This is a genomic window from Pseudarthrobacter sp. NKDBFgelt, assembly GCF_046097905.1.
GTDB lineage: Bacteria > Actinomycetota > Actinomycetes > Actinomycetales > Micrococcaceae > Arthrobacter > Arthrobacter polychromogenes.
Window position 1 is genome coordinate 20,798 of the sequence record NZ_JBJURL010000051.1, and the last position, 10,546, is coordinate 31,343.

Consider the following 10,546-nt stretch of genomic DNA (forward strand, 5'->3'; position numbering starts at 1 on the left):
CGGAACCGGCTCCTGCCCCACCAGGAGAAAGCCAGCCCCGCGGTTCCCACCAGCAGGACACCGGCCCTGATGGTCAGGGCGTCCGGCCCTCCATGCGCGCGATGCGTCAGACCCTGTTTTCCGGGGGCAGCGCCACCTGGATTTTCCGGGCCTTGCCGCGGCCCACCACGTAGCCGCGGCCCGGGATGAAGTCCGGGCTGACACGGCCCAGCGAGGTGTTCAGCAGGCTCTCGCCTTCGATGTCGCCGGGGTTCAGCAACAGCCCGCGCCGGCCGGATTTGAACGGCTGGGCAAGGGACCAGGCAGAGGACCAGGTGGAGGTTTCGGATTCCCCCACCACCCACTGGTCCGCCTTGATGGATGCCGTCACCAGTTGGGCCACTCCCGATTCCGCCATGGTGTCGGTGAACTCTGTGAGGCCCTCGATGAAAATGCCCACGGCCCCGGGGTTCCCGGAGGAGTGTTCCACCAGGTCCTCCACCACCTCGGCGAGGTCGTCCGCGCCCACGATGGAACGGCTCCAGATGGGCAGGGACGCGACGGCGGAGCGCCGCGATCCGACGTAGATCAGCTCTGTGTCCGGGCTGGATCTGCGCAGCGCGTACGCGAGCGTCACCAGGGCCACCGTACGCCCCGCGCCCGGAGGGCCGGCCAGGAGCAGCGGTCCCCTGGCCAGGAGCTCGGCGGGCTGCAGCGTTTCGTCGTCGACGCCAATGACCGGCAGGCCCTGGCTGCCGGCAGGCAGGACCTCCAGGTCCACCTGTTCCGGAAGCCTCTCGATGACGGGGGCGGCATCCAGCCCCTGGCGCTGCATGGCTTCACTGAGCTTGTGGACCTCGCGGGCCTGCAGCGCCAGGTTGGAGTTCCCGCCGAGGACTGCCAGCTGGACTTCGAGCCCGTCCAGGAGTCCGCGTCCGGGAGGTGAGGCGGCGTTGAGGACGTCCCGGGGCACGTCCAGGGAAATGTAGTCGTCCTCGGAGGACAGCCGCAGGACCAGGCGGCGCTGGATAGAAGCGAGCAGCGACGCGGGCACGGCGTTCGGCCTGTCACCGGTGACCACCAGATGGATGCCGACGGCGCGGCCGTCCGTGGCCAGCTGGAGGAAGATGTCCCACAGGGCGGACAGCCTGCTGTGTTCGTAGGCCTCACGGAACGCGGACATGCCGTCCACCAGCACGAAGATGCGCTTTTCGTCTGGCCTGTTGGCCAGCTTGCGGTACTCCACGATGGTGGCGGCGCGGACCTCCGCGTACCGGGCGGAGCGCTGCTCCGCGATGTCCCTCAGCAGGCGCAGCAGGCGCCCGACGCGTTCCACGTCGTCGCCGTTGATGATGCCGCCCACGTGGGGAAGCTCTTCCAGCATCCTCAGCCCGGAGGAGCCGCAGTCGATGCCGTAGACATGCACCGGCCCGCCGCGCGGTGTGATGGCCGCGGCAATGGCGATGCCGCGCAGCGCGGCGGACTTTCCTGACCCGCCAGTGCCGTAGATGGCCATGTTCCCGTCCTTGTCCGGTTCGTAGAACACGGTGGGCTGTGACTGGCGGGCGGGGTCGTCGGCAACGCCGAGGAGGAGCTGTTCGTCCGTGCGGGGGTTGGGCAGCCTGGAAAAGTCGTACGTCTTTGCCAGTTCGTCCAGCCAGGGTTTGCGCGGGGCATTGATGGACAGCCTGTCGGCGGCCCGGACGATGGTTGCGGTCATCCGTGCGATGTCGTTGGGGCCTGTGGGCTCTGCTGCTTCGGGTTTCTCCGGAGCCGGGGCTTCCCAGCTGGGCCCCGAACCGAAGGCCATCTCAACAACGTCGATCTGCGGCCGCTGCGGTTTCTCCGTGGTCCAGCCGCCGGCGTAGCCGGTCTGGAAGCCCTGGATCCGGCCGGGTCCCGTCTTCGCGGCGCCGCGGCCCGGGATGGACGGATCAAAGTACGCGGCGTCCGGCACGCCCAGGATGTCCGTGGCGTCGTCCTCATCAGCCATCCGCAGGGCCACCCGCAGGTTGGTGTTGGCACGCAGGCTGTCCTTGATGACGCCCGCCGGGCGCTGGGTGGCCAGGATGAGGTGCAGCCCCAGGGACCGTCCGCGGGCTGCAACGTCCACAACACCGTCAACGAATTCAGGAACCTCGCTGGCCAGCGCGGCAAACTCGTCGACGACGATCACCAGGTAGGGCGGCGCGTCGGGGTCGGCCTCGCGCTGCAGGGCCAGCAGGTCCTTGGCCTTCTTCCGGTTCAGCAGGTGCTCGCGGTAGTGGAGTTCGGCACGCAGCGAGGTCAGGGCACGCCGGACAAGGTGCGGCGAAAGGTCGGTCACCAGGCCCACGGTATGGGGCAGGTTGATGCAGTCGGCGAACGCGGCGCCGCCCTTGTAGTCCACGAACAGGAAGCTGACCCGGTCCGGGCTGTAGGCGGCGGCCATTCCCATCACCCAGGACTGCAAGAACTCTGACTTGCCGGCGCCCGTGGTGCCGCCCACCAGGGCGTGCGGCCCCTCGTTCTTCAGGTCCAGGTACAGCGGTTCGATGCCTTTGGAGCCCACCAGGGCACGCAGGGTGCCGTTGTCCTTGCGGTTGGCCACGGCGCTCGCGTGCACGGAATTGTTTTCCGTCCAGCGTTCGGCGACGGACTGGGGGTTGTCCAGGAAGTCCTTGCCGATCAGGGTGGCATAGGAGACGGCCCGCGGGAGGTCGGAGTCGTCGTTCACGGGTTTGCCCACATCCATGACGGGCGCCAGCATCCGGGCCAGCTGGGCGGCCAGCTCCGCGTCAACGCTTTCGCAGCTGACGGGGTACGTATGCCTGCCCAGGCGGACCTGCCCGGTGGTGGTGCCATGGCCGCCGTCCACCACCATGAAGTCGCGGCAGGCTGCGGGAAGCGACTGGATGTCAGTGGCCACCCAGATCACGTGGACGCCGGAGTCAGGGCCGCGCTCCGCAAGCCGGGTGAGCCGGCCGCGGTCCACCGGGGCGTCGTCCTCCACGATGACCAGCACGGCCGGCAGCACCGGTTCCGGCACCTCCTGCTTGGCGGGGTCCAGTTCCGGCCGGAGGTCGGCGCCGGTGCGTTTGGCCGCCGCCTCCCGGGCGTCAAGGAGGTCCTCAAGCCGGGCCAGCAGCGATGCACCGCCGGCTGAGCCGGCCGCAAGGTGGTCGCCGGCGAGGGGGCTGTGCCCCGAGCCCACGTGGGGAAGCCACTGCAGCCAGTTCCACCGTTCCCGGGACTGGGCTGACGTGATGGCCGCGAGGACCACCTCCGCGGGCGAGTGGAGCCCCACGAGCTGCAGCACCATGCCGCGGGCCACGTCATCCACCAGGCCGCGGGCGCCGGCAATGCCCAGGGATCCGGAGCTCCGCAGCTGCGAGACAACGGGAACGCCCTCAATGTCGCGGAACTGCTTCAGGCAGTCCTGGATCTCCCGGGCGTACTGGACTTCGGTGTCGTTGTTCTGCGGTTCCTCAAGAAGGACCCGGGAAGGCGCCGTGCCCAGGCCGAACCGAAGGCCCAGGAACCAGCGGTGTTCCGGACGGTGGGTCCACAGCAGCGGCCCCAGTTTGTAGATAGCGTCAACGGTGTCGCTGACGGACGGTGCCTCCTGCAGGCGGACGGCGCGTTCCACCTGCTGCAGTTCGGTGACGTCGTGGCGGAAGTCGGCCATGGAGGCGCGGAACTGCTTGAGCTGTTCCTTCTGCTGGCGCCTGGTCCGCATTTTCTGGTCCACGTAATGGCCCACGACGAACAGCGGCATCATCAGCATGAACAGCACCGAGAGCGGGTTGCCGGTCACGGCGAAGATCACGGCGCCCATCAGCAGCGGGGTGATCATCATGATGTACGGGAACGGATTGTCCTCGGGCCGTTTGGGCCCGGACGGGACCACGCGCTTTGGCTCCTCGAAGCGGGGAACCACCCGGGGTGACCGGTTGAAGCTGACCAGGGGCGACGTCGGGGCTGCCGCGTGGTTATGCCCCAGCGGCACCACGGTCACGGTGGTGTCGCCCAGGGTGACCGTGTCCGAGGAATTGAGGGTGGCCCGGGTGACCGGAAGTCCGTCCATCAAGAGCCCGTTGGCGGAGTTGGTGTCCACGATTTCCACGCCGTCGCCCACCGTGATCCGGGCGTGCCGCTTGGACGTCAGGGGGTCCGAAAGGCGGATGTCCACGTCCCGGTCCCGGCCGATGTAGCTGGTGCCCGTGGGCAGCGAAAACTCGCGGCCGGCGTCGGGCCCCGAGAGGACCCGGAGGGTGGCCGCTGCGGGACCGCGGCCGGCACCGGGCACGTCGAACTGCGCGCTGACCTGTGCCAGTGACACCACGGAGCCGGGGCGCAGGCCGGACTCCAGGAGGTTGTCGGTCCGGGTAAGCGTGTTTCCGCTCAGGCCCGCGCCCACGAAGGCTTCCTCGATCCGCAGGGAGAGGTTGTCCGGGGCCGGCGTGCCCTTGCGGCCCGGGTCCGCGGCCCAGAGCACGGCAGCGGTATCGGCCACTGTGGCCAGGCCATCCACCGTGACGGCCAGGTCCTTGGTTTCTGCAGGATCCCTGCGAAGGGTCAGGCGGATCCTCATCCTTCGTCCACGCCCCTCATCTTCTCCAGCAGGTACAGGTCCTCAGGCGTCACCAGGTGCGACGTCACGGCGTGCTCCACCAGCCGGGCGCGGCGGTTGGTGGCCAGTTTGCCGCCGCCCCCGCGCAGGCCCACCACCCCCACGCGGTCGAGCTTGTCGCAGACATTGTCCAGCTTCCGGTTGAAGCGGGTCAGGGCCCAGCCCAGGGTCTTAGCGGCCGCAGCCGAGGAGGGAATGGCGCTGAAGCCGGTTCCCTCCCGCCGGAGCATGGGTTCGGCGAGGGCCACGATGAGTGCCTTCTGGGAGTCCGTAAACACCACCGGGCCGATGGTGGTGTCACCGTTGCTGTCGCCCTCGCGCGACTCCTGCCGGAAGGACGGTGTCTTCAGGTGCACCGCGAACTCGTAGGTGGTGGGCCCGGCGGTGAAAATGATGTTCGTGTGGCTGAAGACCAGCGGGATCCGGGCGCCCGGTGACAGCCAGGCCTGCATTCCGCCGGAGGCATCCGCCACCGTCGCCGAGAGCATGCTGCCCACGTTGCTGAGCCACCAGATCCCGTCGTAACGGGCCACCTGCAGGAACTGCCGGTGCAGGTACGGGTTGTCATCGACTTCCAGGTCGCCTTCGCGGCCGATGTTGAAGACGTCCTCGTCCGATGGCTCGTACCACTCACCACAGAAATCTATTGCTAGATCCCCCATTTTCTGTGCCTCCTCGTTGGGCAAAATTTCACCGGGCTAACTTTTTGTTGGACAAGCTGCCGTTCGACAACCTGGTCGTTCGGCCACAGCGCGTTGCGTCGCTGTGCTGCTGTTGCTGTGCTGCTGGGATGGGCATCGGCTCATGGGCCGGTGCAGGCAATGGAGCTTTCCTCCATCGGGGAGAACGCGCCGTCAGAGCGCACGATCATGACCTGGATGCAGGTCTCCCCCGACGGGTTCGCCGTCACCTTGACGGGCGGGTGGTCGATGGACTGGTAGTCGCCGCCGCCACCTATGGTGTAGACCCGCCATTTGTATGTGTCTCCCTCTTTGGGCTGCGGGTTCACCCAGGTGAAGGAGGCGTTGCCGTCCCCTGCCGCTGTCCCGGTGAGGCCTTCCACGTCCGGCACGGTTCCGTTATCCAGTGCATCGGCCGGCGGCCTGCTGGCCTGCTGGGTCTCCACCGCCGCGGGCTTTTCGGGCGAGGCATTGGCCACCACCAGGCCCACCACCGCAGTGAGGGCCAGCAGGGTGCCGCCCGAGATTGCCAGCCAAAGGTTGCGCCTGCCGTGATCCGCAGCCGGAGCCGCAGCAGCCGGCTCCTCCACCCTTGCCGGCCGGTGGACGGTGGTGTCCGCGACGTCAGCGCCCGAGCCAAGGCGGCTTCCAGGCAGCGTGCCCTCGTCCTGGGCTGCACCGGCATTGCCGCCGGAACCGCGCAGGACTGTGGCGTTCGCCCACTCCTGCTGCTGCGGGGCCGGGGCTGGTGCCGGTGGGGAGCCCGCGGAGGCGGTCGGGGTAAAGCGCGACGGCGGGGCCTCCGCTGCGGGGCCCTGGCCGTTACTGTGTTGGTTGCCAGCGCCTTGGCCTCCACCGCTTTGGCTGCCGCCGGCCTGTGGCCAGGTGCGTGCCGGGAAGGTAGGGGCGCTGCCGGTCCGTTCCGGATCGATCGCCGCGATGCTCCGGACCCGCGTCTCCTCGACGCCGTCGTCCGGCTGGCTGTCCTCGTGGTGCGGCTCCTCCAGCACTTCAAAGGGTGTGACGGAGAGGTTGAGTTCCGCCTGGATGCGCTGCAGGGCCAGGGCGAAGGCGTGCGCTGAGGAGTACCGCGACTGCGGCGACTTTGCCATGGCCGTGGAGAGCGCCAGCTCCAGGGACTCGGGGACGTCCGCGCGGCCCAGGCGCGGCACCGGCGTGTTGCTGATCCGGCTGATGAGCTCCCGCTGCGAGTTGTCCGCCCCGGGCATCACAAAGGGCGACCGGCCGGCCAGCAGGGTGTAGAGCGTGGCACCGAGGGCCCACACATCCACCATGACCCCGTCCACCGCGCCGTCGGTGAACTGCTCGGGCGGGGACCAGGGAATGGACATTCCTGAGTCGTCGTCGGCGTCCCCGGCGAGCGTGCCGGAGATGCCAAAGTCGGTGAGGGCGGGACGGTTGTAGTCCGTGACCAGGATGTTGGCAGGCTTGATGTCGCGGTGGGCGATGCCGGCACGGTGGGCGGTTTCGACGGCGGAGGCCACCTGGATGCCGACGGCCAGGACTTCATCCACGCTGAACCGCTGCCGGCGGTACCGGACGTCCAGGCTGGGCCTGGAGCAGTACTCCATCGCCAGGTAGGAGTGGCCGTCGTCGGTCACTTCCGCTTCGAAGATGGTGACGATGTACGGATGCGAGGACAGCTGGGCCATCAGGTTCGCCTCGGATTCGAACCTGCGGCGGGCACCTTCCGTTTTCAGGTCCGAGAGCAGCACCTTGACTGCAACCTTACGGCGCGGCCTGTCCTGTTCGTACAGGTAGACGTCGGAAAAACCGCCGGAACCCAGCAGGCTGATATAGGTGAACCCCTGGATGCGGGGAGGCGGCGCGACGGGCCGTTTGGAACTCAAGGAATCTCCTCAAAGCGCAGCGAGATGTTGTCGCCCAGTTCAGCGATGTCACCGTCCAGCAGGATGGCCATCTCGTTCTGTGCCAGGCGGCGGGGAGACTGGCCTTCACGCACCAGGACTGTACCGTTCGTGGCCTTGAGGTCGCACAGCATGACGTGCCAGCCCTCCAGCCGGACCTCCACATGGGACCGCGAGATGTCACCTTCGGGGCTTGGAACCTGGACCAGCCTGGGCATGACGCCGCCCTGGACCCGGGACACGGACGGCTGCCGTCCGATGATCAGTGACTGGTCGAGGTCCAGGAGTTCCCCGGTGGACACGCGCACCCGGCCCAGCCGGGGGCGCGGCACCTGGACGGCGTCCGGGATCAGCCCGGCCCCGCACGCGGCGCACTGCGCCCGGGTGGGAGGGTTGGCGTGGCCCTGGCGGCAGACCCTGGCCAGGACTGTGGGTCCGGCCGCCGGATCCTCCGCAACCGGTGTGGCGGGCTGTCCGGCTGAGGGCGCGATGCTGCTCTTCATGACCGTCTGGCCGTCGTGGTCAGTGTCGACGGCGGCGCTGCCAGCATGGGGCTGCTGCGCGGCAGCGGCCGGCGCAGCACCACCGGGAGCCGTGGACGGCAGGACACCGGCTGATGCCGGCGCGGCCATGGCGGGCCGTGGACCAGCGCCGGCCTGCGGGACATTCGCCTGCGGGGCATGTATCTGCGGGGTGCTGCCCTGTGGGGCGGTGTCTCCACCCTTCTTCCACGGAACGGAGTCGATGAGCCCCCCGGCAGGAGCGGGAGATACGGGGGAAAGAGTGGGTTCGTGAGAAGCAGGAGGTGCGGGAGGGGCTGCCGGCGGCCCTGCCGCGGGCGTCGGGGCCGGTGCGGGACGTTCCTGTCCGTCAGTCTGCCCGGGGACTGGGGGTTCTGCCTGTTCCTCCACCTCCGGGCCTGCTTCTGGAGTTCCGTCGATTTCCGCCTCGCCGTCGTCCCGTACTGCCGCGTCCTCGATGCTCCGCACAACGGTCCTCTCCCAGAGGTGGTCGTAGGAGCTCGTGTGGTCGCTGGCGGGGGCTGCCCGCCCGGCGGGAAGTACCGGCTCACCGGGAGCGGGTTCTGCCGGATGGACTTGTGCCGGACGTACCCCCGAGGGAAGTATTTCTGCTGGCGCGGAGCCGACAGATGGAGCATCGTCAGGGCCGGAATCCGCGCCGGAGTCCGGACCGGAACCTGTCACGGCAACGTGCGCGTTGCCGTCTTCCTGCTCCCGGTCGCCGTCCTGGTCCTCCTGGTCGCCGTCGTCGGCCAGCAGGTCGTCGTCGAGCACGCCGGCAACGGTCTCGGCCGAGGCACCGTGTTCCGGCGCAACGGTCTCCATTGCGGCCTCGCGGTCCGGGACGATGGTCATCTCCGCGGAGCTGTCAGCACCGGGCGCGGCGTCCCGGACGTCAGCGATGCCTGCGGAGTCCACCACAACCGAGGCCGGAGCGGCTCCGGAAGGTCCAAGTTCCGGCTGGCGCGGGGCCAGCACAAGCGCCAGGGAGTGCAGCAGGACAACACCCTCCCCCAGCGGCAGTTCCTGCTGCCCTGCCGGGCCGGCAGCCGGAATGGCCAGCCGGCATGACCCCGGGAGGGCGAACCGGCGCTCGTTCCAGGTGGTGACGTCCCTGCCGTCGAGCTCAACGCGCCCGTCGGGCAGCTCCACTGCGAGGTCGAGGTCGCCGCGGAGGAAGACCCGCAAGGGACCGGTGGCCTCGAGGATGCCGAAGGACGGTATCTGCGCCAGCGAGCCTCCCGAGCTGCTGGTCACCGCGTGGAGTACTTCGTGGACTTCGGGATTGGTGCCCAGCAGTTCCCACACCGCACCCGCCAGTGCCGGCGGAGAATCCGGGCCCAGGATGACGGCCGTGCTCCCACGGACAATTCCCAGCCAAGTGCCCGGAACATAGCTAGTGCCGGTCATCGGAAGGCTCCCCATCCTGGAGCGCGGCTGCTTCGCCGCCGTGTTGGGGCGCAGCCTGTGCCGCCTGCGACCGGGGCAGCGTGTCTTCATCCACCACATCAGGGTCGCGCCGCGGTGCGGTGGTGACGGCACCGGCGTCATTCAGGACATTCCTGGCATCCACCACGATCACCGTGATGTTGTCGCTCCCCCCGCTCCGGAGCGCGGCCTGGATCAGGGCATCGGCGGCTTCCTGGGGGTCACCCACCGTGCTGAGGATGCGGAGGATGTGCTCGTCCGTCAGCTCGCCCGTGAGGCCGTCCGAGCAGACCAGGACCCGGTCGCCTTCCTCCACGGGGAGCAGCCAGTAGTCGGCCTCGGTCTCGTCTCCCGTGCCAAGCGCGCGGGTCACCACGTGGCGGCGCGGGTGGACGGTGGCCTGTTCCGCGGTGATCTCCCCCGCGTCCACGAGTTCCTGCACCTCGGAGTGGTCCACGCTGATCTGGACAAACCGTCCCTGGCTGAGGCGGTACGTGCGGGAATCGCCGATGTTCATCACCAGCCAGTAGGGCATGCCCATCTGTTCCACCACCACGGCACCGGCCAGGGTGGTTCCGGCGCGCGCCCCGGTGGCCTCGCGGATGGAGGTGTCCGCCTGGACCAGGTACTGCTGCAATACGGCTGCGGTGACGGTCCGTTCACCTGTGGCCAGCTGCGGGATGGCAGCGAGGGCGCGGACGCACATGCCGCTGGCCACTTCGCCTGCCTCATGGCCTCCCATCCCGTCTGCCACGGCAAACACAGGATCGGAGGCGATGTAGGAATCCTCGTTCAACTCCCGGCGGAGTCCCCGGTCTGTCCCGTAGCCGTAGCTCAGGCTGAGGCCCGGCTGGAAGGTGGAGGGAACGCTGGCGGGCTGTTGGTTCATGCCTGTCCTAGGTAAAAGGTCCGGTCTCCGAAGTGGACACTGGATCCCGGGATAACAAAAGTGGGGACCCCCGGCGCGAGGGGCGTCCTGGCGCCGTTGGGGGTGGTCACGGCGCTGCCGTTCGTGGAGTTCCGGTCCGTCACCCAGATCCCCGCGCCATCGGTCAGCAGGTGGAGGTGGGTCTTGGAGATGGAGCGGCCGGGATCGTCGACGGCGAGGAGCTGGGCATGCTGTTCGCCCGCCTGGCCCACGGGGTTGCGGCCCACCAGGACACTCCGGTCCAACTGGAAGTCGCGGCCGTCGTCCAGCCGGATCCGCAGTACAGCGATAGGTGCCGGCCCGCCTGCGCCCGGCCGCACCTGGGTGCGTTCAACGTCGTCGTCCACGTGGTGCTGCGTGCCCTGCCCACCCAAGGCGGGAAGGGGCGGGGCAGCGGGCACAGAAACACCACCGGAAACAGGTTGGCCGGCAGGCGCAGCAGCTGCCGGCGGCGCGAAGGACGCTGGCGCGGCGTAGGGCATGGTCTCCGACGGCGGCGTCGGGGCGGA

6 protein-coding genes are annotated in these 10,546 nt (G+C 68.9%); all 6 read right to left on the minus strand.

Annotated elements, in window-relative coordinates:
• Positions 1 to 106 precede the first annotated feature (106 nt).
• On the minus strand, positions 107 to 4,552 hold the full coding sequence (locus ACKAE7_RS14005) for an FtsK/SpoIIIE domain-containing protein (protein ID WP_408979486.1): 4,446 nt from the start codon (positions 4,550 to 4,552) through the stop codon (positions 107 to 109).
• Positions 4,549 to 5,253, minus strand: coding sequence for a hypothetical protein (locus tag ACKAE7_RS14010; RefSeq protein ID WP_188730188.1), 705 nt, complete (start codon positions 5,251 to 5,253; stop codon positions 4,549 to 4,551). The genes ACKAE7_RS14005 and ACKAE7_RS14010 overlap by 4 nt, the downstream gene beginning before the upstream one ends.
• A gap of 140 nt (positions 5,254 to 5,393) precedes the next feature.
• A complete protein-coding gene (locus ACKAE7_RS14015) occupies positions 5,394 to 7,142 on the minus strand; it encodes a serine/threonine-protein kinase (RefSeq protein ID WP_408979487.1) in 1,749 nt (582 codons plus the stop codon).
• Positions 7,139 to 9,091 carry a hypothetical protein gene (locus ACKAE7_RS14020; RefSeq protein WP_408979488.1) on the minus strand — a complete coding sequence of 651 codons (1,953 nt, stop codon included), beginning with the start codon at positions 9,089 to 9,091 and terminating at the stop codon, positions 7,139 to 7,141. The genes ACKAE7_RS14015 and ACKAE7_RS14020 overlap by 4 nt, the downstream gene beginning before the upstream one ends.
• The gene (locus ACKAE7_RS14025) at positions 9,078 to 9,998 is read right to left on the minus strand and encodes a PP2C family protein-serine/threonine phosphatase (RefSeq protein ID WP_408979489.1); all 921 of its coding nucleotides are present in this window, start codon (positions 9,996 to 9,998) and stop codon (positions 9,078 to 9,080) included. Before ACKAE7_RS14025 ends, ACKAE7_RS14020 begins: the two co-directional genes overlap by 14 nt.
• Positions 9,995 to 10,546: FHA domain-containing protein (locus tag ACKAE7_RS14030; protein ID WP_408979490.1), on the minus strand; the 552-nt coding region annotated here is incomplete at its 5' end. The genes ACKAE7_RS14025 and ACKAE7_RS14030, both read right to left, overlap by 4 nt.

Bases quoted from the DNA above. Each gene is read 5' to 3' on its own strand.
- ACKAE7_RS14025 (WP_408979489.1), bottom strand. From the start codon at position 9,998: ATGAACCAACAGCCCGCCAGCGTTCCCTCCACCTTCCAGCCGGGCCTC.
- ACKAE7_RS14010 (WP_188730188.1), bottom strand. From the start codon at position 5,253: ATGGGGGATCTAGCAATAGATTTCTGTGGTGAGTGGTACGAGCCATCG.
- ACKAE7_RS14005 (WP_408979486.1), bottom strand. From the start codon at position 4,552: ATGAGGATCCGCCTGACCCTTCGCAGGGATCCTGCAGAAACCAAGGAC.
- ACKAE7_RS14020 (WP_408979488.1), bottom strand. From the start codon at position 9,091: ATGACCGGCACTAGCTATGTTCCGGGCACTTGGCTGGGAATTGTCCGT.